Genomic DNA, 23035 nt, shown 5'->3' on the forward strand with positions numbered 1-23035 from the left:
GACTCAGCCCTCCAGAAAAGTGAAGTCTTCGTCCAGCACCAGACGCAGGCGCTCGCGAATCGCAGCCACTTGCCCGGCACTGTAAGGCTTGGCGGGATGTTTGCCCCAGACCGGTGCCGGCCAGGCGGCATCGTCGCGTTTACGTACGATCACATGCATATGCAGTTGGCTGACCACGTTACCCAGGGTCGCAACATTCATTTTGTCGGCGTCGAAGGAATCCTTGAGCACTTCGGCCAGGGCGGTGGTTTCCTGCCACAGGCGCTGCTGGTCGGCGACATCCAACTGAAACAACTCGCTGATATCGTCGCGGCGTGGCACCAGGATGAACCATGGGTAGTTGGCGTCGTTGGACAACAGCAGTCGGCAAAGCGGGAAATCGCCGATGGTCAGCGTGTCCTGTTGAAGTCGTGAATCTAAAGCAAACACTGCGCGCACTCCCGGCGAATGACCTGTTTTTTCAGCTTAGCGCCCCGCCACGAACGCGGCGAGCCAAGCGACTGGATGGCAGCATACCTGCGATTGGAGAGACCTTCACGGCGAACAGCATTGCCGAAAGAATTCCTCCACGCCCCGAGATGTGACATTTATGACTTGAGCGCACCAGGACGGAACCGGGAGTGCGAATGAGCAGAGCAAAATGACCCGCACACACCTCAGTGTTCACGTTCATCCAGCGTCCCAACTGTATGAATTCAGTACAGCCTTTGAATTTTTTTGCACCAAAACCGCACAGTGCGTCTACGCTCAATGCGTCGGGCATCCGCCGAATACTCACTCACGGGGTGAACCGGTAACGTTTTTGGTTGTCGCGCAGCGAAACTGAAGGAGCAACACCATGCGAAGGATGGCGTCAAGCCTGTATGAAAGGCCCTCGAGGCCCCCGGTTTTATGAGGTTTTCACGGCGTCAGACGAGCACCTTGAAAAAAACCGGAACAATTCAGCGGTTTGTGCACGCTTGTTGCATTCATACCCATATGGGCTATAAGCGCACCACACGAAGTGGATGCCTTGAGCCCCATAAAAACAGTGGCAGGGTTGCCCGATGGAGATTCAAGCGTTTTGCCAAGGGACTCTTTTTACCGATGCTCAAGCTCTGTAAAACAGCGCTGAAGTTGTCAGTCCCATTGCATTTGGACTGTAAATTTGCGACATCTACCAAGCCGATTGCGACACGCTCGTAAAGAAGCTGAAAGGTTGGATTCGCAAGTATCGCCAACATGGTCGGCGTGATATAAGTTTGCGCCGACACAAAAAGAAAGAGCCGCCCAGATAATAAAACAGGTGGGACGGCAGTACTCTTCTAAAACCAAAGGAGCAAATCACGATGCGCGTGATGAAGTGGAGCATGATCGCACTGGCAGTTGCAGCAGCAGCCAGTACTCAAGTGGCTACGGCCGCACCGTTTGTAAGTGACCAGGCTGAAGCGAAAGGCTTTGTTGAAGACGCGAAGTTTGATGTGTTGCTGCGCAACTATTACTTCAACCGCGACAAGAAGAACACCACCTCCAATGACCAGAAAGACTGGACCCAGGGTTTCCTGAGCAACTTCAGCTCCGGCTACACCCAAGGCACCGTGGGTGTTGGTGTTGATGCATTCGGTTACCTGGGTATCAAACTGGATGGTGGCGACGGCACCACCGGTTCGGGCAACACCAGCCTCGACTCCCAAGGCCATGCCCACGACTCCCTCGGTAAAGCAGGCGCAGCGATCAAGGCCCGCATCTCCAAAACCGAGCTGAAATTCGGTGAGTTCCAGCCAAGCACAGCTCCAGTCTTCGCCGTCGGCGGCTCCCGTCTGATCCCTCAGACTGCTACCGGTTTCCAACTGCAGAGCAGCGAAATCCAGAATCTGGATCTGGAAGCAGGCCACTTCTACTCGGCCTCCAGCCAGGACGAGATGAATAGCAACGGTGAACTGCACTCGCAGTACGCCAGCACCACCGATAATCCTGTCACTGGCAGAACCATGGACTTCGCCGGTGGTAAATACGGCATCACCGACAATCTGAGCGTCTCGCTCTACGGTTCGAAGTTCAAGGACATCTGGAACCAGTACTACGCCAACGTGAACCTCACCACCCCAATCAGTGGTGACACTTCGCTGAACACCGACTTCAACATCTACCGCACCAACGACACCGGTAGTGCCAAAGCCGGCGACATCAGCAACACCACGTTCTCCCTGGCAACCGCACTGTCGTTCCTGAAAGCACACACCGTGACTCTGGCCTTCCAGAAAGTCGACGGCGACACCCCGTTCGACTACGTCGGCGTAGGTGACAACAACCGCGGTGGCGACTCGATCTTCCTCGCCAACTCCATCCAGTACTCCGACTTCAACGGTCCTAACGAGAAATCTGCACAGATTCGTTATGACCTGAAAATGGCCGAGTACGGCATTCCGGGCCTGAGCTTCATGACCCGTTACGTGAAAGGCTGGGACATCGACGGTACCAAAATGGATGCTGACAGCCCTTACCGCTCGTACGGTTACGGTGAAGATGGCAAACATCATGAAACCAACCTGGAAGCCAAATACGTAGTTCAGACCGGCCCGGCCAAAGATCTGTCCTTCCGTATTCGTCAGGCATGGCACCGTGGCAACACCGACCAGGCTGAAGGTGATATCAACGAGTTCCGTCTGATCGTCGACTACCCACTGTCGATCTTGTAATCGCCAACATTTAGTTTGCGGTAACAACAAAAAGGCCCATATTCCGATGGGCCTTTTTTATTGCCTGTCACTTGTAATAGATGCCTGACCGATAAGTCAGCCAATTAATTAGCAACCTATCATTACACCGCCGATTCCTGAACCACACGAATCACTCGTTGCGGGAAAGGAATATCAATGCCTGCAGTCTTTAAACGATCACGCGACTGTTCGTTAAACATGAACATCACATCCCAATAATCCGCCGTTTTAACCCACACGCGCAGGGAAACAGTGATCGAGCTGTCACCCAGTGTCGAAATAACGGCCTGCGGCGCCGGATCCTGCAGAACGCGCTCATCCTTGGCCAGATCCAGCAGCACCTGACGGGCCTTTTGCAGATCAGCTTCGTAATCCACACCTACGTCGAACACAACCTTGCGGGTTGGCTGACGGTTGGTGTTGGTAATGATGCCGTTCGACAGATTGCCGTTCGGGACGATGATGGTCTTGTTGTCGCCGGTGCGCAGCACGGTGTGGAAGATCTGGATGCTGTCGACGGTACCCGCCACACCCTGGGCTTCGATCCAGTCACCAATGCGGAACGGACGGAACAGCAGAATCAGCACGCCGCCGGCGAAGTTCGCCAGGCTGCCCTGCAACGCCAGACCGATGGCCAGACCCGCCGCACCGATCGCCGCGACGAACGAAGTGGTCTCGACGCCAATCATCGACGCCACGCTGACGATCAGCAGCACCTTGAGAATGATGTTGGCCAGGCTGCTGATGAAACCTTGCAGGGCCAGGTCGGCGTTGCGCAGAGCCAACAGGCCGCCGAGCTTTTGCGTGACCTTGTTGATCAGCCACCAGCCGATGGCCAGGGTGATCACCGCCAGCAGCACACGGCTGCCGTATTCCATGATCATCGGAATCCACGCCTGGGATGCCTTGACCAGGTTGTCTACCTCAGCATTCAAATCCATCTTTTATCTCCTGATTACCGGCTTCCCGGGCTGTAAAAAAACCAGCGGCAGAAAGACCGGGCCGTAAATGGCTCAATCGTTTCTGCCGTTGCTTGGGCCTCGGACGCTGTAAACGCCGAGAGGTTCCCGACCGGAAAGCTTAGTCGCGGAAGTTGTTGAACTGCAGTGGCATGCCGAATTCCTTGGCACGCAGGGCCGCGATGGCTTCCTGCAGGTCGTCACGCTTCTTGCCGGTTACACGTACCTGCTCGCCCTGAATGGCGGCCTGCACCTTGAGCTTGGCGTCCTTGATATGAGCGACGATCTTCTTCGCCAGCTCCTTGTCGATGCCTTCCCGAAGTACGGCATCCTGTTTCATCACTTTGCCCGATGCGTAAGCGTCCTTGACCTCAAGGCATTGCACATCAATCTTGCGCTTGACCAGTGCCAGCTTGAGGATTTCGATCATCGCTTCCAGCTGAAACTCGGCTTCAGCGGTCAGGTTGACGGTCAGTTCCTTTTCCTTGTACTCGTAGCTGCCCTTGCCTTTCAGGTCATAACGACGATCGAGATCCTTCGCGGCGTTCTCGACCGCGTTGGTGAGCTCGTGTTTGTCCAGTTCGGATACCACGTCGAACGACGGCATGTAATCTCTCCAATAAAAAGGCGCGCTCGTTCAGGACGTGGCGCGCTTGGCTTGCGGTTAAAATCGGGCTCATTATAACGGGTCTTTTCCCACCGACACCGCGAGCCTTGCATGCCTGTACCTTACCGAGTGAAAAACTGATGTCCACCCCCTGGCACATCCTCGGCGCCGGAAGTCTCGGCACGCTCTGGGCCACGCGTCTGGCCCGGGCCGGATTGCCGGTCCGGTTGATCCTGCGCGACGTCGACCGTCTGCATGACTATGCAACGGCGGGCGGCCTCACCCTCGTCGAACAAGGCGTGGCCAGCCGTTACACGATCCCCGGCGAAACGCCGGACAGTCCCGGGCCGATTCGCCGCCTGCTGGTGGCCTGCAAGGCCTACGACGCCGAAGCAGCCGTGGCCGCACTTGCCCATCGTCTGGCGCCGGACGCCGAACTGATTCTTTTGCAGAACGGCCTCGGCAGCCAGGAAGCGGTCGCCGCGCGTGTCCCGCAAGCCCGCTGCCTCAGCGCCTCCAGCACCGAGGGCGCGTTTCGCGATGGCGACTGGCGCGTGGTGTTTGCCGGTCATGGTTACACCTGGCTCGGCGACGCCGGTCACCCCGTGGCACCCATCTGGCTGGACGATCTTGAGGCAGCGAAAATCCCCCATGAATGGAGCGCCGATATCCTCACCCGCCTGTGGCGAAAACTGGCGCTCAACTGTGCGATCAATCCGCTGACGGTGCTGCACAATTGCCGCAACGGTGAGCTCCAGCAACATCACTGCGAAGTCGCGACGCTGTGCGGCGAACTGACCGAACTGCTCGAATGCTGCGGGCAACCGGCAGCGGCGGACAACCTGCAACAGGAAGTTGAACGGGTGATCCAGGCCACGGCGGCGAACTTCTCGTCGATGTATCAGGATATGGCCAATAAACGCCGCACCGAAATCAGCTATCTGCTCGGGCATGCCTGCAAGGTAGCCGAGCGTCATCAGTTGAACCTGCCGCATTTGAAGCAATTGCAGCAGCGCCTGAGCGCCCATCTGAACAGTCTCGGATTGCCCGTCGACTGAGCAGCGGCTACGCTGGCCACTTGTTCCTTTTCTGCGATAAACCTGATGCCATTGCGCCAGCGTCTTGAAAACCTGCCGGTCGGCCAGAAACTGCTGGCTGCCCTGCTGGTGCTGTTGACCACCGTGCTGCTGGTCGCCAACCTGACCTTTATCAGCGCCGCCTATTACATCTCCCAGGAAAGCATGGCGCCTCAGGCGTTGCAGACCATCGGCCGGCTGGTATCCAACCCGAGCCTGGTGGCCGAAGCCTTGCAGTCGCCGCAAAGCGCCGAGCGGCTGCTCAAGGAACTCGACAGCTATTCCCCGCTGCGCGCGGCCGCTTTATACGACGGCAAAGGCGAACGTCTGGCGCAGTTGCAACACGGCGACAAACTCAAATTGCCAGAGCGCTATCGACACATCGAAGCCTGGCAACTGACCGAATTTCGCAGCAATCAACTCATCACCCTGCCCCGCCCCGGCACTGCACCAGGCCACCTGCTTTTGGTGGCCAGCAGCGAACTGCCAGTAGCGTTCTATACCGGCACACTCACGGCCAGTCTGGGGATCCTGATTTTCAGTGTGCTGCTGTGGCTGGTCATCGCGCGGCAGATCAAGCGCCTGATTACCCGGCCGATCCATCAACTCGAAGAACTGTCCCGCCAGGTGACCCGCGAAGAGAATTACGCCCTGCGCGCCTCACGGGGCAACCGTGACGAAATCGGCAGTCTGGCCGAGGCGTTCAACACCATGCTCTCGCGCATCGAGGCCCGGGAGCAGCAACTCAAACGCGCCCGTGACGATTCCCAGGCAGCCTACGATCAGGCCCAGGGTCTGGCCGAAGAAACCCGCCACACCAACCGCAAGCTGGAACTGGAAGTCCAGGTGCGCAGCAAGATCGAGAAGAAGCTCACCGGTTTCCAGAACTACCTCAACAGCATCATCGACTCCATGCCCTCGGCGCTGATCGCACTCGACGAACAGCTCTACGTCACGCAATGGAACCAGGAAGCCAGCGCCCTCTCCGGTACACGGCTGGACGAAGCGCTGAATCAGCCGATCTTCCTCGCCTTCGCGCCGCTCAAGCCGTTCCTGCCGCAACTCAAGCAGACCGTCGAGCAACACACGGTGGCGAAAATCGAGCGGGTGACATGGTTCAAGGACGACGAGCCCAAACACTACGCCCTCACCTTCTACCCGTTGATGGGCGGTGCCGGACGCGGCGTGGTGATCCGGATCGACGACATCACCCAGCGCCTGTCGCTGGAAGAAATGATGGTGCAGTCGGAGAAAATGCTGTCGGTCGGTGGCCTCGCCGCCGGCATGGCCCACGAGATCAACAACCCGTTGGGGGCGATCCTGCACAACGTGCAGAACATTCGCCGACGTCTGTCGCCAGACCTGCCGAAAAACCTCGAACAGGCCGAGCAACTGGGCATCGAGCTGGACGCAGTCAACCGCTACCTGCAAGGCCGGGAAGTCCCGCAATTGCTGGATGGCATCCAGCAGGCCGGCGCCCGGGCGGCAAAAATCGTCACCCACATGCTCAGCTTCAGTCGTCGCAGCAACCGCCAGATGGCGCCGTGCGATTTGCCGGCATTGATCGATCAAGCGGTGGAAATCGCCGGTAACGACTTCGATCTGGCCATCGGCTTCGACTTCAAGGGTCAGGCGATCATTCGCCAGTTCGACCCGGCGCTGGGCCCGGTGCCCGGCACCGCCAACGAACTTGAGCAGGTGCTGCTCAATCTGCTGAAAAACGCCGCGCAGGCAATTCACCAGCGTGAAGATGACAGCGAGCCGGGGCGGATCACTCTGCGTACCCGGCTCAATCCACCCTGGGCCGAGATCCAGGTCGAGGACAACGGCATCGGCATGAGCGAGAACGTGCGCAAGCGCACCTTCGAGCCGTTCTTCACCACCAAGGAAATCGGCCAGGGCACGGGACTCGGTTTGTCAGTGTCGTACTTCATCATCACCAACAACCACAAAGGGCAGATGGAAGTGCAGTCAGCGCCGGGGCAAGGTACCTGCTTCACCCTGCGTCTGCCACTGGCACAACCGGCGCCCATCGCCGCCGAAACCAATCAACTACCGAGGTAAACCATGGGCTTTCGCTTGTCGAAGATCTACACACGCACCGGCGACAAGGGCGAAACCGGCCTCGGCGATAGTCGCCGCGTCCCCAAGGATCACCCGCGCATCGAGGCCATTGGCGAAGTCGACACCCTGAACAGCCAGGTCGGCGTGCTGCTGGCCGGATTGATCGCCGAACGCGAAAACTGCCCCGGACTCAATGAATTGATCGACGTGTTGGCGCCCTGCCAACATCGACTGTTCGACCTGGGTGGCGAGCTGGCAATGCCGGAATATCAGGCGTTGAACGCAGCAGAAATCGAACGGCTGGAAGCCGCCATCGATGTGTGGAACGAGGAATTGGGGCCGCTGGAGAACTTCATTCTGCCCGGCGGTTCCATGCTGATTGCCCAGGCCCATGTGTGCCGCAGCCTGGCGCGAAGTGCCGAGCGGCGTTGTCAGCATTTGAATGCGATCGAACCGTTGGCCGGGGTTGGCCTGGCGTACATCAATCGCTTGTCGGATCTGTTGTTTGTCGCGGCGAGGTTGATTGCGCGGCGCCAGGGTATTGCCGAGATTCTGTGGCAACCGGCGGCGAAACCTTCACAGCAGTAGCGACTGTCAGAACGCCTTCGTCGGAACGCCGCCCGGAGCAAGCCCGCTCCCACAGGGAAATGTATTCCTACAGTTGGAATGCAATCAAATGTGGGAGCGGGCTTGCCCGCGAAGGGGACATCAGCCTCAGTAAAGAATCAAGCCTCAGGCCAGAACGCCCGAATCCCCGCCACACCCTGAGCCCCGGCATTCCACGCCTTCTCGCGCTCCGCCGGGCCGACACCGCCCAGCAGAAATACCGGTTTGCTGAAGCTTTCGATCAGCGTCGAAGCCTGCTCCCAGCCCAACGGCTGGGCATCCGGGTGAGTCAGGGTCGGCTGCACCGGCGACAGGGTGACGAAATCCACGCCCATCTGCTCGGCCAGCGCCAGTTCTTCAGCGTTATGGCAGGACGCCGCCAACCAGCGCTCCGCCGGCAGCGGCCGCCCCGCAGCCGCGTACTTGCGCAGTTGCGCCGAGGTGATGTGCCAGCCGGCGGCCGGGAAATCGCCCAGCCACTCGAACGGGCCTTTGATCATCAACTGCGCCTTGCCGGCACAGAGGCCGACCGCATCTACCGCCAGATCGCGGTACTTCGGGTCATAACCATTGGGCGCACGCAACTGGATCAGCTTGATCCCACCGGCGATCGCCTTCTGGATACCGCGCAGCAAGGCCGGGGTTTCCAGATCTTCCGGGGTGATCAGGTATTCGGCAGGCAGACGCGCCGCCGCGACGATCGGCTGGTTCGCCGCCGGGAATTCGTAATCCGTCAGCTCCTTGGCCGAAACCCAGGCCAATGGCTGGCCTTCGGCGCCATGGGGTTCGCCGGTGAAGCTCGAGACTTCCCAGACATCCAGCAACACCTGTTTGTCCGGATAATCGTGGCGCACCTTGATCAGCGGCCGCGCGGCGCCGACGACGATGCCCAATTCTTCGTGCAGCTCACGGGCCAGCGCGGTTTGCACCGACTCGTCGGCTTCGACCTTGCCACCGGGAAATTCCCAGAGGCCGCCCTGATGCTGGGTATCGGCACGCCGGGCGATCAGAATCTTGCCGCTGTCGTCACGAATGACGGCGGCGGCGACGTGTACACGTTTCACGACTGCAATTCCTCCAGTCCAGCCTTTTGCCAGGCCTTGAAGGCCGGCCATTGGTAGACGGTTTCAACATAGGCTTCATCTTCGGCGGGCAGCTTTACCTGATAGGTACGCAGGCGCACGGCAATCGGTGCAAAGAACGCATCGGCCAGCGACACCCGACCAAACAGGTAAGGTCCTGGCTCAGTCGCAACGGCGCGGCATTCGGCCCATAGCGCGAGCATGCGCTCGATGTCGACCTTCACCTCAGGCGGCACCGGATTGAGTGGCGCATCGTGGCTCAGGTTGAACGGCATGTGATTGCGCATCGCGAAGAAGCCGCTGTGCATCTGCGCGCAGGCGGAGCGGGCCTGGGCACGGGCGGCGATATCGGTCGGCCAGAGTTGTTCGGAAGGAAACTGTTCGGCCAGGTATTCGGCAATCGCCAGAGAATCGGCGATGGTGCCACGGGCAGTTTTCAGCAGCGGCACCTTGGCGGTCGGCGAGTGCGCCAGCAGCCGCTCACGAGTGTCGGGCTTGCCGAGTTTGACCAGTTCTTCGGTGTAGGGCGCGCCGGTCAGTTCAAGCGCCAGCGCCGCGCGCAGGGACCAGGAGGAAAGCAGTTTGTCGCCAATGATCAGGTGAAGGCTCATGTTCGGGTCCTTTCATGGGACAGAAGAAAAGGAGGTCCGCAGACCTCCCTCTTCGGCAGGGATCAGGTGCGGTATTCGGCGTTGATCTTCACGTACTCGTGGGACAGGTCGGTGGTCCAGATGGTTTCGCTGCAATCGCCGCGACCCAGCTCGATCCGGATGGTGATTTCTTCCTGCTGCATCACCGCCGAGCCCTGGGCTTCGGTGTAGGTCGCGGCGCGGGCGCCACGGCTGGCGATGCACACGTCACCGAGGAACACGTCGATCTTGCTCACGTCCAGATCCGGCACGCCGGCACGGCCAACGGCGGCGAGAATGCGGCCCCAGTTCGGGTCGGACGCAAACAGTGCCGTCTTGATCAGCGGCGAGTGGGCCACGGTGTAGCCGACATCCAGGCATTCCTGGTGATTGCCGCCGCCGTTGACTTCAACGGTCACGAACTTGGTCGCGCCTTCGCCGTCACGCACGATGGCCTGGGCCACATCCATGCACACTTCGAACACGGCCTGTTTCAGCTTGGCGAACAGCTCGCCTTCGGCACGGGTGATTTCCGGCAGCGCAGCCTTGCCGGTGGCGATCAGCATGCAGCAGTCGTTGGTCGAAGTGTCGCCGTCGATGGTGATGCGGTTGAACGACTTGTTGGCGCCGTCCAGCATCAGGTTTTGCAGCACGTCGCGGGAGACTTTGGCGTCGGTGGCGATGTAGCCGAGCATGGTCGCCATGTTCGGACGGATCATCCCCGCGCCTTTGCTGATGCCGGTGACGGTGATGGTCACGCCGTCATGCTGGAACTGGCGGCTGGCGCCTTTGGGCAGCGTGTCGGTGGTCATGATGCCAGTGGCGGCAGCTTCCCAGTTGTTTTCCGACAGATCGTCCAGCGCGGCCTGCAAGGCGCCCTCGATCTTCTCGACCGGCAGCGGCTCGCCGATCACGCCGGTGGAGTACGGCAGGATCTGGCTGGCATCCACACCGGTCAGTTCAGCCAGTTTGGCGGTGGTTCGCTCGGCGGCTGCCAGGCCCGGTTCGCCGGTGCCGGCGTTGGCATTGCCGGTGTTGGTCAACAGGTAGCGCACCGGGTTCTGCACGCGCTTCTTGGCCAGGATCACCGGCGCTGCGCAGAAAGCGTTCAACGTAAACACGCCCGCCACGGTGGAACCTTCGGCGCAACGCATCACGACGACATCCTTGCGCCCCGGGCGCTTGATGCCGGCCGAAGCGATACCGAGTTCAAAACCGGCAACCGGGTGCAACGTTGGCAAAGGACCAAGACCAACAGCCATGAATGCGCTCCTTACTCAATGATGTCAGCACCGCCAAGCGTAGTGGCGGTGGTGTAAATGGCAAAACGCCGCGACGGCTGGTGCCGGTCGCGGCGCGGGTATTTCAGCGATTGAAACGGGGTTTACTGGATCTGCCCGTGGCAATGCTTGAATTTCTTGCCCGAACCGCAGTAGCACAGTTCGTTGCGGCCCAGCTTCTGCTCGTTGCGAACCGGGGCGGCGGCGAGGGCCACATCGACCTCTTCACCGACCAGTTCCGATTGCGCTTCCAGGCCAGGAGCCTCGGCGTGTTCGAACTGCATGCGGGCGGCCAGTGCTTCGGCTTCCTGACGCAGGCGTTGTTCTTCTTCGGCCGGATCTTCGCGGCGAACCTGAACGTGGGACAGCACGCGGATCGAGTCGCGCTTGATCGAATCCAGCAGCTCGGAGAACAGCGTGAAGGACTCGCGCTTGTATTCCTGCTTCGGGTTCTTCTGCGCATAACCACGCAAGTGGATGCCGTGACGCAGGTGATCCATGGTCGACAGGTGGTCTTTCCACAGGTCGTCCAGTACGCGCAGCACGATCTGCTTCTCGAACGAGCGCAGGGCTTCGGCACCCGCCTGGTCTTCTTTTTCGTTGTAGGCGGCGATCAGCTCGTTCATCAGCTTCTCGCGCAGGGTTTCTTCGTACAGGTGATCGTCTTCGTCGAGCCATTGCTGGATCGGCAGCTTCACGCCGAAGTCGCTGGCGATCGACGCTTCCAGACCCGCCACGTCCCACTGCTCTGGCAGCGATTGCGGCGGAATGTGCGCGCTGACGGTGGCGTTCAGGACATCCTGACGGAAATCAGCGATGGTTTCGCCGATGTTGTCCGCAGCCAGCAACGTGTTGCGCATGTGATAGATCACTTTACGCTGCTCGTTGTTGACGTCGTCGAACTCAAGCAGTTGCTTGCGGATGTCGAAGTTGCGGCCTTCAACCTTGCGCTGCGCCTTCTCGATGGCGTTGGTCACCATGCGGTGCTCGATCGCTTCACCGGATTGCATGCCCAGGGCCTTCATGAAGTTCTTCACCCGGTCAGAGGCGAAGATGCGCATCAGGCTGTCTTCCAGCGACAGGTAGAAGCGGCTGGAACCGGCGTCACCCTGACGGCCGGCACGGCCACGCAGCTGGTTGTCGATACGACGGGATTCGTGACGCTCGGACGCGATCACCTGCAGACCGCCGGACTCCAGCACTTGCTGGTGACGCTTCTGCCAGTCGGCCTTGATCTGGGCAATCTGCTCAGGGGTGGGGTTTTCCAGCGACGCGACTTCAACTTCCCAGTTGCCGCCCAACAGGATGTCGGTACCACGACCGGCCATGTTGGTAGCGATGGTCAGTGCGCCCGGACGACCGGCCTGCGCGATGATTTCAGCTTCTTTTTCGTGGAACTTGGCGTTCAGGACCTTGTGTTCGATGCCTTCCTTCACGAGCAATGCGGACATGTGCTCGGAGGTTTCGATGGTCGCAGTACCCACCAGCACCGGACGGCCGGCGGCCATGCTTTCCTTGATGTCATTGACGATTGCCGCGTATTTCTCTTCGGCAGTCAGGAACACCAGGTCGTTGTAGTCCTTACGGGCCAATGGCTTGTTGGTCGGGATCACGACGACCTGCAGACCATAGATCTGATGGAATTCGAACGCTTCGGTGTCGGCGGTACCGGTCATGCCGGCCAGTTTTTCGTACAGGCGGAAGTAGTTCTGGAACGTGGTCGATGCCAGGGTCTGGCTCTCGGCCTGAATGTTCAGGTTTTCCTTGGCTTCGATGGCCTGGTGCAGGCCTTCGGACAAACGACGGCCGGGCATGGTACGGCCGGTGTGTTCGTCGACCAGTACGACCTGACCGTCCTGCACGATGTATTCGACGTTGCGGTGGAACAGCTTGTGCGCACGCAGACCGGCGTAAACGTGAGTCAGCAGGCTCAGGTTATGCGCCGAGTACAGGCTCTCGCCCTCGGCCAGCAGGCCGATGCTGGTCAGTTGGTCTTCGATGAACTGGTGACCGGCTTCGTTGAGTTCGACCTGACGGGTCTTTTCGTCGACGGTGTAATGGCCTTCCTGGGTGACTTCGCCTTCGACTTCCTCGACGTGCAGCTTGAGTTTCGGGATCAGCTTGTTGATCTCGATGTACAGCTTGGAGCTGTCCTCGGCCTGACCGGAAATGATCAGCGGGGTACGCGCTTCGTCGATGAGGATGGAGTCGACTTCGTCGATCACGGCAAAGTTGAGTTCGCGCTGGAATTTCTCTTCCATGCTGAACGCCATGTTGTCGCGCAGGTAGTCGAACCCGAATTCGTTGTTGGTGCCGTAGGTGATATCGGCAGCGTAGGCGGCGCGCTTCTCTTCCGGCGGCTGGAACGGCGTCACGATGCCGACGCTCAGACCGAGGAATTCATACAGCGGACGCATCCAGTTGGCGTCGCGGCGGGCCAGGTAATCGTTCACGGTCACAACGTGCACGCCCTTGCCGGACAACGCGTTGAGGTAAACGCCCAGGGTACCCACCAGGGTCTTGCCTTCACCGGTGCGCATTTCGGCAATCTTGCCTTCGTGCAGGGTCATGCCGCCGATCAGCTGGACGTCGAAGTGGCGCATGCCCATGACACGCTTGCCGGCTTCGCGGGCGACCGCAAAGGCTTCCGGCAACAGCTTGTCGAGGGTCTCCCCCTTGGCAATGCGGTCCTTGAACTCTGCGGTCTTGGCGCGCAGTTGATCGTCCGAGAGGGCGACCATCTTCTCTTCGAAGGCATTGACGAGCTGCACCGTCTTGAGCATGCGCTTGACTTCACGCTCGTTCTTGCTTCCAAAAAGTTTCTTTAACAAAGGCGCAAACATATCGGCAGGATCTTCCACACTAAAGGGATGGAGGGCGGCCCCGTGAGTCGCCCGTGCAGCCCTCATGGCCGCATGCGAACGAGCATTCTACCCGGAAACGGTGGTGAGGAAAGTGGGGATATTCCACGATGCTGGCACTGCGCTTTGACGGGGCTCACTTAAAATAGGGGCGTTTTGCTCAACTTCAAGCCGTACAGCGAAGAAGTTAGTCGTTGATTTAATGGGCAAAGCAGTGACAAAAGCAATGGGCGAGTGAAATGGGTGCCATCTGCTACCATGGCGCCTCTGCAACTTCAGGTCCTAGATCATGGCATTTCGCCCTCTCACAGCCAGAGCGCCCGCCGTTCTGCTACGCGAAGCCAGGCCGTTGAAAGCCATCCTCGGTCATGCCCAACGTCTGGCCCATCTGCAACGTCTGCTCGAAAGCCAGCTGCAACCCGCCGCCCGTGAACACTGCCACGTGGCCAAGTGGCGCGAAGGCGAGCTGTTGCTGATTGTCACCGACGGCCATTGGGCCACGCGTCTGCGCTATCAGCAGAAACGTCTGCAACGACAACTGCAGATGTTCGACGAGTTCGCCAATCTGACGCGGATCAAGTTCGCCGTGCGGCCACCGACCCTCCAGCGCGAGACGAGCGGATCCACGATCGATCTGTCGACGGATGCGGCGGCGACCATCCAGGCCACCGCCGAAGGGATCAGCGATCCAAATCTGCGAGCGGCCCTGGAACGACTGGCCGCCCACGCCAAACCCAAAACCTGAGCCTTATTGATCAGCGGCGCTTGCTGCCACCCAGCAATGACCCCATCAGACCGCGCACCAACTGTTTGCCCAGCGAATTCGCCGCCTGACGCATCGCCGATTTGAGCGCCTGCCCCGCCGCCGTGCCGAGGAACTCTCCGGCCCTGTCTGCCAGACTTGGCTCCTCAACCGCCGGTTTACCCGGCGCCGCTTCAGCCTCCGGTGCCAGCCCCTTGCGGCCCATCAGAATTTCATAGGCCGACTCGCGGTCGATCGGTTTGTCGTACCGCCCCTTGAACGGCGACCCGGCAATCAGCATCGTGCGCTCGGTCTCGGTCAACGGCCCGATCCGCGATTGCGGCGGCGCCACCAGCACGCGCTGGACCATTTCCGGCGTGCCCTTTTCCTGCAAGGTGCCGACCAGCGCCTCGCCAATCCCGAGCTCGGTCAACACCGACAACGTGTCGAACGCCGGATTCGGCCGGAAGCCGTCCGCCACCGCCCGCAGGGATTTCTGTTCCTTGGCGGTGAACGCGCGCAGGCCGTGCTGGATCCGCAGCCCCAGTTGCGCCAGCACATCATCCGGCAGGTCACCCGGCGACTGGGTGACGAAATACACGCCGACGCCCTTGGAGCGGATCAAACGCACCACTTGCTCCAGCCGTTCCTGCAAAGCCTTCGGCGTATCGCCGAACAACAAATGCGCCTCATCGAAAAACAGCGCCAGGAGCGGCTTGTCGGCATCGCCTCGTTCCGGCAGTTGCTCGAACAGCTCGGCCAGCAGCCACAGCAGGAAGGTCGCGTAGACCTTCGGCGCCTCATGCACCAGACGACTGGCATCCAGCAAATGAATCCGCCCGCGACCATCGGCGGCCGGGTGCAGAATGTCTTCCAGTTGCAGCGCCGGCTCGCCGAACAACGCTTCGGCGCCCTGCTGTTCCAGCGTCGCCAGACGCCGCAACAGCGCCTGGCTGGAGCCGGTGGTGAACAGCGCGGCGTCATCGCCCAGCAGTTGCGGATTGTCCTTGAGGTGGTTGAGCAGCGCTTTCAGGTCTTTGAGATCGAGCAGCAATAACCCTTCGCGATCGGCCACTTTGAACGCCGCGTACAACGCCGATTGCTGGCTGTCGGTCAGTTCCAGCAAGGCCCCGATCAATAGAGGGCCCATTTCACTCAACGTGGTGCGTAACGGATGACCGGACTGACCGTGGATGTCCCACAAGGTCACGGGATACGCCTGAGGCGTGTGCTTGAGCCACGGCATGCCGGCGATGCGCTCGGCGATCTTGCCCTGGGGATTGCCGGCGGCACCGAGACCACACAGGTCGCCCTTGACGTCGGCGGCGAACACCGCGACCCCAGCGTCGCTGAACGCCTCGGCCAGACGCTGCAAAGTAACGGTCTTACCGGTACCGGTGGCCCCGGCTACCAGTCCATGACGGTTGGCCAGGCGCATCGCCTGAGCGATCGGTTGCCCGGCGAGATCGGCGCCGATTACGAGTTGCAAGGAGTCAGGCATTTGGTCACCCAATGATTAATCTTTGTCGAGCATGGCCGATAGAGAGAGTGAGAGACCCGATCAAAAGTCCGGTCTGAGATTTCCCTAAGGAAAGAAGGAAATATCAGTGCGCTTTCACCCCTGCCCATTCTGCGCGCGTTTATAAAAGCACGCCTTGGACATTAAGACCTTAGCGGAACCCCAAGCCATGAACAAAAATCTGCGTTTCAGCCATAAAATTTTGCTTGCCGCGGCCCTCATTGTCATTGCCGCCTTCGCTTCGTTCACGCTGTACAACGACTGGTTGCAGCGCAATGCGATCCGCGAAGACCTGGACAATTACCTCAACGAGATGGGCGAGGTTACAGCCGACAACATCCAGACCTGGCTCAGCGGCCGCATCCTGCTGATCGAGAACGCTGCCCAGAACATTGCCATCAACCCCGAGCCGTCCGCCGTCGCCAGCCTGCTGGAACAGAAAGCCCTGACGTCGACCTTCATGGCCTCCTACCTCGGCGATGCCACCGGGCACTTCACCATCCGCCCGGATGCGAAGATGCCGGACGGTTTCGATCCACGCGTTCGCCCCTGGTATAAAGGCGCGGAAAGCAGCAGCACGTCGACCCTGACCGAACCGTACATCGACGCGGCCACCGGCCAGACCATCATTTCCATCGCCACCGCCGCGAAAAAGGCCGGCCAAAGCGTGGGCGTGGTGGGCGGCGACCTGAGCCTGCAGACCCTGATCAACACCCTCAGCGCCCGGGACTTCTCCGGCATGGGTTACGCGTTCCTGGTCAGCGCCGACGGCAAGATTCTGGTGCACCCGGACAAGGCCCTGGTGATGAAGTCACTGAAGGAAGCCTATCCGCAGGACACCCCGCGCATCAGCAGCGACTTCACTGAAATCACCGTCGACGGCAAGACCCGCATCGTCAACTTCACCCCGATCAAGGGCCTGCCATCGGTGAACTGGTACATCGGCCTGTCGGTGGACAAAGACAAAGCCTTCTCGATGCTCAGCGAATTCCGCACCTCGGCCGTGATTGCCACCGTAATTGCAGTGGCGATCATCATCGCTCTGCTCGGCATGCTGATCCGTATCCTGATCCAGCCGCTGCACGTGATGACCCGCGCGATGGAGGACATCGCCGACGGCGAAGGCGACCTGACCAAGCGCCTGACCATCCAGAACCAGGATGAATTCGGCGTACTCGGCACCGCATTCAACCGTTTCGTCGAGCGTATCCACGGCTCCATCCGCGAAGTGTCGTCGGCCACCGGCCAGGTCAACGAAGTCGCCCTACGCGTGGTCGCGGCCTCGAACTCGTCGATGTACAACTCCGACCAGCAAGCCTCGCGCACCAACAGCGTGGCCGCGGCAATCAACCAGCTCGGCGCCGCCGCCCAGGAAATCGCCCGCAACGCAGCCCAGGCCTCGACCCAGGCCAGCGATGCCCGCAACCTGGCCGAAGACGGTCAGCAAGTAGTGGATCGCAGCATCAAGGCGATGAATCAGCTGTCGAGCATGCTCAGCGCATCGAGCAGCAATATCGAATCGCTGAACAGCAAGACCGTGAACATCGGCCAGATTCTGGAAGTGATCACCAGCATCTCCCAGCAGACCAACCTGTTGGCGCTCAACGCCGCCATCGAGGCAGCGCGGGCCGGTGAAGCCGGGCGCGGTTTTGCGGTGGTGGCGGACGAGGTGCGCAACCTCGCCCACCGCACCCAGGAATCGGCGCAACAGGTGCAGACCATGATCGAGGAGTTGCAAGTCGGCGCCCGCGAATCCGTCAGCACCATGAGCGACAGCCAGCGCCACAGCCAGGACAGCGTGGACATCGCCAACCTTGCCGGCGAGCGCTTGAACAGCGTGACCCAGCGCATCGGTGAAATCGACGGGATGAACCAGTCGGTGGCGACCGCGACCGAGGAACAGACTGCCGTGGTTGAATCGATCAACGTGGATATCACCGAGATCAATACGCTGAACCAGGAAGGTGTCGAGAACCTGCAGGCGACGTTGCGTGCTTGCTCGGATCTGGAGCAGCAGGCTTCGCGACTGAAGCAGTTGGTGGGTAGTTTCCGTATTTAAAGCCGTTCTGTCGGTCGTCTTCATCGGTTCGTTGCCATCTGACGAAGACGACCAACAACCCTCCGCAACCGGCCTTGCGCCTCACCGCGAAACCCCGACCGAACATCTATTCTTGATAAGGGTCAACCAAGGGAGATCAACGCGGAGGGCCGTTCACCGTGCATATCGCCGACATCACCATGTTCTACGCCCCGGCCAGCGGCGGCGTGCGCACCTATCTGGATGCCAAGCACCGTCGGTTGGCGGTCAAACCCGGCATCCGCCACAGCCTGCTGATTCCCGGCGCGCATTTCGGCGAACGTGACGGCGTCTACACCGTTCCTGCCCCCGCCCTGCCTTTCGGCAAAGGCTATCGCTTCCCCGTGCGCCTGGCCCCCTGGCGCAAGGTGCTGCAGGATCTGCAGCCGGATCTGATCGAAGTCGGCGATCCGTACCTCACCGCCTGGGCCGCGCTCGATGCGCGTCGACAACTCGATGTGCCGGTGATCGGTTTCTACCATTCCGACCTGCCGCTGTTGGTGGGAAACCGCATGGGCCATTGGGTCACGCCGAATGTCGACGCCTATGTGCGCAAGTTGTACGGCAATTTCGACCGGGTGCTGGCGCCCAGCCAGGTGATGGCCGACAAGCTCAGCGGGCTGGGTGTGCGCAACGTCTACGTGCAACCGCTGGGCGTTGACCTGCACACCTTCCACCCTGATGCCCGCGATACCGGGTTGCGCAGCGAACTGGGGATAGCCGAGGACACGCGCCTGTTGATCTTTGCCGGTCGCGGTTCCAAGGAAAAAAATCTGCCGGTGCTGCTCGATTGCATGAAACGCCTGGGCCCGCGCTATCACCTGTTGCTGGTCGGCTCGTCGATGCCGGCGTCCGTCCCGGACAACGTCAGCGTGATCGACCGGTTCTGCCCGGCCGCACAGGTCGCGCGACTGATGGCCAGTGCCGACGCTTTGCTGCACGCCGGCGATCAGGAAACCTTCGGCCTGGTGATTCTGGAAGCCATGGCCTGCGGCATTCCGGTGGTGGCGGTGGCGGCCGGGGCATTCGAGGAAATCGTCAGCGAATCCTGCGGCCTGCTCTGCGCGCCGAACAATGCGCAAGCCATGGCCAATGCGGTGCGCGAACTGTTCAGTCGCGGGACTGGCGTACTCGGTCAACAGGCGCGCCAACACGTCGAACGACATTACGCCTGGGACACGGTGGTCGATAGCCTGTTGGGCCATTACCACGCCGTGCTCGGCGATTCGGCTCCGTGGGTGGCCAATGGCTGAATTTCGCGAGCGCCCGGCGCTGATGCTGGTGCTGCATGACGTGGCGCCCTCCACGTGGGCTGATTATCGGGGGTTCGTCGAAGCCGTTGACCGGCTGGGCAATGTTCCGATCACGTGGCTGGTGGTCCCGGACTTCCATCGACACGATGCACTTGAAGCCGATCCGGCGTTTTGTCGGATGCTCGACGAGCGGGTCGCTCGCGGCGATGAACTGGCCCTGCACGGCCACTTTCATGAAGACACCGAGCCTGGCCCGCACACGGCGCGCGACTGGTTCATGCGCCGGATCTACACCCATGAAGGCGAGTTCTATCAGTTGTCCCGTGAAGCCGCCCTCGCCCGCCTGCTCCCGGGCATCGATCTGTTTCGACGCCACGGCTGGCCACTGCATGGTTTCGTGGCCCCGGCCTGGTTGATGAGCACCGGCACCCGCCAGGCACTGCGCGAATTGCCGCTGCGCTACACCAGCGCTCCGCAGCATCTTTATCACTTGCCGGATTTCTCCGCGGTCGAGGCCCCCGGACTGGTGTGGAGCGCGCGCAGTGCCTGGCGTCGCGGGGTGTCGAAGATCATCAGCGAACAGCGTGAGCAGCGCTGGCGTCAGGCGCCGGTGATTCGTCTAGGCTTGCACCCGGTGGACATGCGCCACCGGTTTTCCCGGGATTACTGGTGGCGCACCCTTGAACGACTGCTGGCGGAGGGACGCGTGCCCATGACCAAAATCGACTGGCTGACGCGCCAGCGCACTCAAGCCGAGCGTGCCGCTTGAGCCGCGGCATTCTTTTGCTGATCGGCCTGCTGGTGGCCGTGGCGGTTCCCGTCCTGCTCGGGGGCGGCGAAACCTGGGAGCGCCTGCAGGCATTTCCACTGCGTTGGCTGTTGATCATGTTCGCCATGGTTCTGTTGTGCTGGGGCATCAACACCTTGCGCCTGCGGCTGCTGCTCGGCGATCAGCGTGACCGGGTCACGCCCGTCAAAAGTCTCGGGGTGGTGATGGCTGCCGAATTCGCTTGGTGCGCCACGCCCGGCGGCAGCGGGGGGCCGTTGACAATCATGGCGCTGCTGGCGCGCAGCGGCGTTCGTCCGGCCCGGGGCAGCGCCGTGTTTGCGATGGATCAATTGAGCGATCTGCTGTTCTTTCTCTGCGCCCTGAGCGGGATTCTGATCTACGCGCTGTTCCAGCATCTCAGCGACCGCATGGAGTGGCTGTTGATCGTCAGTGCCCTGTCGTTGACCGGCGGCCTGTTCAGTTGCGTGCTGGTCGCGCGCTATCACCGTCGATTGATCCGCCTGAGCGGGCTCCTGCTGGCGGGGATGAACGTCGAACCGCGTACCCGACGGCGCTGGGCGCGGCAGTTGCTGCACTTTCTGGCGGCTTTCACCGATGCGCTGAAATTGCCCTGGCAGACATTGATCAAGGTGTTCGTCCTGACCTGCGTGCATTGGTCGTTGCGATACAGCGTGCTTTATCTGGCGTTGCGCGGTCTGGGGGCGGATGTGCAATGGGCCTGGACCTTTCTGATCCAGATGCTTTCGCTGGGTGCGGGGCAATTCAGCCTGTTGCCGGGCGGTGCCGGTGCGGCGGAGTTGACCTCGGCGGCGCTGCTGGCGCCGATGGTCGGCAAATCGACCGCCGCGGCGGCGATCCTGATCTGGCGGGTGGTGACGTATTACTTCTATCTGCTGGTCGGTGGCCCGGTGTTTCTATTGATGCTGGGCCGGCCGTTGCTGAAAAAGCTGCTGAGCGTCAGACAGGCTTCTTGAGGTCATCCTCTTCGTCCTTGAGCTGTTCCCACAGTTCGGCAGCGCCGGGAAACTCCGTGCCGTCCTCCGGGCTCAGGTCATCCGGGTCATAGCGGCTCAGGCAGCCCTCACCCAAGGTGGCGGGGGCCTTGGAAGTGGCTTTGTCCAGTGGATCGCTCATCGGTCATTCCTCACGGTCCATGGATCGCTCCCGCGCTCTGCGCGGGAGCGAACCTGAATCAGAACACCACGGTCTTGTTGCCGTGCACCAGCACGCGGTCTTCCAGGTGATAACGCAGGCCACGGGCCAGCACCATCTTCTCGACGTCACGACCGAAACGCACCATGTCTTCGATGCTGTCGCTGTGGCTCACGCGCACCACGTCCTGTTCGATGATCGGGCCGGCGTCCAGCTCTTCGGTCACGTAGTGGCAGGTCGCACCAATCAGTTTCACACCGCGCATCGAAGCCTGGTGGTACGGCTTGGCACCGACGAACGACGGCAGGAAGCTGTGGTGAATGTTGATGACCTTGTGCGCGTATTCGCGGCACATGTCCGGCGGCAGGATCTGCATGTAGCGCGCCAGCACCACCACTTCGGCGTCGTGCTGCTTGACCAGACGCGACACCTCGTCGAAGGCCGGTTGCTTGTCCTGCGGATTGACCGGCACGTGGTAATAAGGAATGCCGTGCCACTCGACCATGCTGCGCAGGTCGTCGTGGTTGGAGATCACGCAGGAGATCTCGCAATCCAGCTCGTCGCTGTGCCAGCGGTGCAGCAGGTCAGCCAGGCAGTGGGATTCGCGGCTGGCCATCAGCACCACGCGTTTTTTCTGCTCGGTGTCGGTGATGCGCCAGTCCATCGAGAACTCTTCGGCGATCGGTGCAAACTTCTCGCGCAACACCTCGATACCGAAAGGCAGGGAATCGGCACGTATTTCGTGACGCATGAAGAACCAGCCGACCTGGTTATCCGAGTGGTGGCTCGCTTCGGTGATCCAGCCATTGTGGGCCGCCAGAAAGTTACTGACTTTGGCAACGATGCCAACGCGGTCCGGGCAAGAAATCACCAACCGAAAAGTGCGCATGAGGGGGAAACTCCAGAACTTCGCAAAGGCGGCCATTCTAGCGACTGCGCGGGAAAACTGCAGTATTGATGACCCTCGGAGCCTCACGACAGCCCGCCGCAATTTTTTTGACGCCTGCAAACGCCAGAATGATGGCGTAGCAATAGCCCTGCATGTGCAGACCTGTGTGAATATCTGCGAAGACTCCATCACAATATTTAACTGAACATTCAATTCCGGGCTTTTCAACGTAACTAATTCAAATAAAAACCCCGGTTAAATGTTTACTTGATGAAACAGCCTGACTATTATTGCCGCACTGTCCCCTGCCATCGCGCACTCCCACATAAGGTAGTAATCATGTCCTTGATCAACGAATATCGTGCCACCGAAGAAGCTATCAAAGAGCTGCAAGCCCGTTTGAAAAACCTGTCGCAAGACGACAAACTGCAAGCCGAGCTGGAATTCGAAGGCAAACTGCGCACACTGATGGGCGAATATTCCAAATCCCTGCGCGACATCATCGCGCTGCTGGATCCAGAGTCCAAAACCAAGGCACCACGTGGCGGCGCAGCCAAAACTACCGGCACCAAGCGTGCTCGCAAAGTTAAACAATACAAAAACCCGCACAACGGCGAAGTCATCGAAACCAAAGGTGGCAACCACAAAACTCTGAAAGAGTGGAAAGCCAAGTGGGGCGGTGACGTGGTTGAAGGCTGGGCTACCCTGCTGGGCTAAGCCGCAACCCTCGTCGCAGAGCGCTTCTGTGAC

General features: G+C 60.4%; 20 protein-coding genes and 1 pseudogene. 11 read left to right on the forward strand and 10 right to left on the reverse strand.

The window, feature by feature from the left end; all coding sequences use genetic code 11:
* Positions 1-3: 3 nt before the first annotated feature.
* Positions 4-429, reverse strand: coding sequence for an HIT family protein (locus I5961_RS21910; protein ID WP_085697177.1), 426 nt, complete (start codon positions 427-429; stop codon positions 4-6).
* Between the two features lie 899 nt (positions 430-1328).
* Here I5961_RS21910 and I5961_RS21915 point away from each other — a divergent pair.
* On the forward strand, positions 1329-2678 hold the full coding sequence (locus tag I5961_RS21915) for an OprD family porin (protein WP_085701655.1): 1350 nt from the start codon (positions 1329-1331) through the stop codon (positions 2676-2678).
* 122 nt (positions 2679-2800) lie between these two features.
* On the opposite strand, the gene I5961_RS21920 is transcribed toward I5961_RS21915, so the two are convergent.
* Both I5961_RS21920 and I5961_RS21925 read right to left on the reverse strand, forming a co-directional pair.
* A complete protein-coding gene (locus I5961_RS21920) occupies positions 2801-3640 on the reverse strand; it encodes a mechanosensitive ion channel family protein (RefSeq protein WP_064599011.1) in 840 nt (279 codons plus the stop codon).
* Positions 3641-3779: 139 nt separating this feature from the next.
* On the reverse strand, positions 3780-4265 hold the full coding sequence (locus I5961_RS21925; protein ID WP_065258535.1) for a YajQ family cyclic di-GMP-binding protein: 486 nt from the start codon (positions 4263-4265) through the stop codon (positions 3780-3782).
* A 140-nt stretch (positions 4266-4405) separates the two neighbouring features.
* Between I5961_RS21925 and I5961_RS21930 the strand changes: the two genes are divergently transcribed.
* The 3 genes from I5961_RS21930 to I5961_RS21940 are packed head-to-tail and all read left to right on the forward strand — an operon-like array spanning position 4406 to position 7993.
* On the forward strand, positions 4406-5323 hold the full coding sequence (locus I5961_RS21930) for a putative 2-dehydropantoate 2-reductase (RefSeq protein WP_227233321.1): 918 nt from the start codon (positions 4406-4408) through the stop codon (positions 5321-5323).
* Positions 5324-5368: 45 nt separating this feature from the next.
* Positions 5369-7405 carry a HAMP domain-containing sensor histidine kinase gene (locus tag I5961_RS21935; protein WP_085697180.1) on the forward strand — a complete coding sequence of 679 codons (2037 nt, stop codon included), beginning with the start codon at positions 5369-5371 and terminating at the stop codon, positions 7403-7405.
* 3 nt (positions 7406-7408) lie between these two features.
* On the forward strand, positions 7409-7993 hold the full coding sequence (locus I5961_RS21940; protein ID WP_227233323.1) for a cob(I)yrinic acid a,c-diamide adenosyltransferase: 585 nt from the start codon (positions 7409-7411) through the stop codon (positions 7991-7993).
* Positions 7994-8130: 137 nt separating this feature from the next.
* On the opposite strand, the gene I5961_RS21945 is transcribed toward I5961_RS21940, so the two are convergent.
* The 4 genes from I5961_RS21945 to secA all read right to left on the reverse strand — a co-directional run bounded on the left by I5961_RS21945 (position 8131) and on the right by secA (position 13845).
* Complete coding sequence (locus I5961_RS21945; RefSeq protein WP_227233325.1) at positions 8131-9075, reverse strand: Nudix family hydrolase; 945 nt, start codon at positions 9073-9075, stop codon at positions 8131-8133.
* Positions 9072-9704, reverse strand: coding sequence for a glutathione S-transferase family protein (locus tag I5961_RS21950; protein WP_085697183.1), 633 nt, complete (start codon positions 9702-9704; stop codon positions 9072-9074). The genes I5961_RS21945 and I5961_RS21950 overlap by 4 nt, the downstream gene beginning before the upstream one ends.
* A 62-nt stretch (positions 9705-9766) precedes the next feature.
* Entirely contained in the window at positions 9767-10984 is a 1218-nt protein-coding gene (argJ, locus tag I5961_RS21955) for a bifunctional glutamate N-acetyltransferase/amino-acid acetyltransferase ArgJ (protein WP_064383762.1), read from the reverse strand.
* Between the two features lie 122 nt (positions 10985-11106).
* Positions 11107-13845, reverse strand: a complete 2739-nt coding sequence (secA, locus tag I5961_RS21960; protein ID WP_227233327.1) for a preprotein translocase subunit SecA — start codon at positions 13843-13845, stop codon at positions 11107-11109.
* A 307-nt stretch (positions 13846-14152) separates the two neighbouring features.
* Between secA and I5961_RS21965 the strand changes: the two genes are divergently transcribed.
* On the forward strand, positions 14153-14608 hold the full coding sequence (locus tag I5961_RS21965) for a DUF721 domain-containing protein (RefSeq protein WP_085697185.1): 456 nt from the start codon (positions 14153-14155) through the stop codon (positions 14606-14608).
* Positions 14609-14618: 10 nt separating this feature from the next.
* Here the strand turns inward: I5961_RS21965 and I5961_RS21970 are convergent, their stop codons facing one another.
* Entirely contained in the window at positions 14619-16106 is a 1488-nt protein-coding gene (locus tag I5961_RS21970; RefSeq protein WP_227233329.1) for a helicase HerA-like domain-containing protein, read from the reverse strand.
* A 187-nt stretch (positions 16107-16293) separates the two neighbouring features.
* Between I5961_RS21970 and I5961_RS28925 the strand changes: the two are divergent.
* The 5 genes and pseudogenes from I5961_RS28925 to I5961_RS21990 form a co-directional block, all read left to right on the forward strand.
* A pseudogene (locus I5961_RS28925) lies at positions 16294-17325 on the forward strand (cache domain-containing protein); the annotation flags it as partial.
* A gap of 93 nt (positions 17326-17418) precedes the next feature.
* Positions 17419-18183: a methyl-accepting chemotaxis protein gene (locus I5961_RS28930; RefSeq protein WP_371917915.1), complete on the forward strand. Its 765-nt coding sequence runs from the start codon at positions 17419-17421 to the stop codon at positions 18181-18183.
* 158 nt (positions 18184-18341) lie between these two features.
* Positions 18342-19454 (forward strand): glycosyltransferase family 4 protein, encoded by a 1113-nt coding sequence (locus I5961_RS21980; RefSeq protein ID WP_085697187.1) that lies wholly within the window; start codon positions 18342-18344, stop codon positions 19452-19454.
* Positions 19447-20223 carry a DUF2334 domain-containing protein gene (locus I5961_RS21985; protein WP_227233332.1) on the forward strand — a complete coding sequence of 259 codons (777 nt, stop codon included), beginning with the start codon at positions 19447-19449 and terminating at the stop codon, positions 20221-20223. The genes I5961_RS21980 and I5961_RS21985 overlap by 8 nt, the downstream gene beginning before the upstream one ends.
* Positions 20220-21218, forward strand: a complete 999-nt coding sequence (locus tag I5961_RS21990) for a lysylphosphatidylglycerol synthase transmembrane domain-containing protein (RefSeq protein WP_227233334.1) — start codon at positions 20220-20222, stop codon at positions 21216-21218. Before I5961_RS21985 ends, I5961_RS21990 begins: the two co-directional genes overlap by 4 nt.
* On the opposite strand, the gene I5961_RS21995 is transcribed toward I5961_RS21990, so the two are convergent.
* Positions 21202-21378: a hypothetical protein gene (locus I5961_RS21995; protein WP_007951232.1), complete on the reverse strand. Its 177-nt coding sequence runs from the start codon at positions 21376-21378 to the stop codon at positions 21202-21204. The genes I5961_RS21990 and I5961_RS21995 overlap by 17 nt on opposite strands.
* Positions 21379-21436: 58 nt before the next feature.
* On the reverse strand, positions 21437-22285 hold the full coding sequence (gene purU, locus I5961_RS22000) for a formyltetrahydrofolate deformylase (protein WP_011335666.1): 849 nt from the start codon (positions 22283-22285) through the stop codon (positions 21437-21439).
* 339 nt (positions 22286-22624) lie between these two features.
* Here purU and mvaT point away from each other — a divergent pair, with 339 nt between their 5' ends.
* On the forward strand, positions 22625-23002 hold the full coding sequence (gene mvaT / locus I5961_RS22005; RefSeq protein WP_007951234.1) for a histone-like nucleoid-structuring protein MvaT: 378 nt from the start codon (positions 22625-22627) through the stop codon (positions 23000-23002).
* Positions 23003-23035: the final 33 nt, after the last annotated feature.

This window comes from Pseudomonas sp. IAC-BECa141 (assembly GCF_020544405.1).
Taxonomy (GTDB): Bacteria; Pseudomonadota; Gammaproteobacteria; order Pseudomonadales; family Pseudomonadaceae; genus Aquipseudomonas.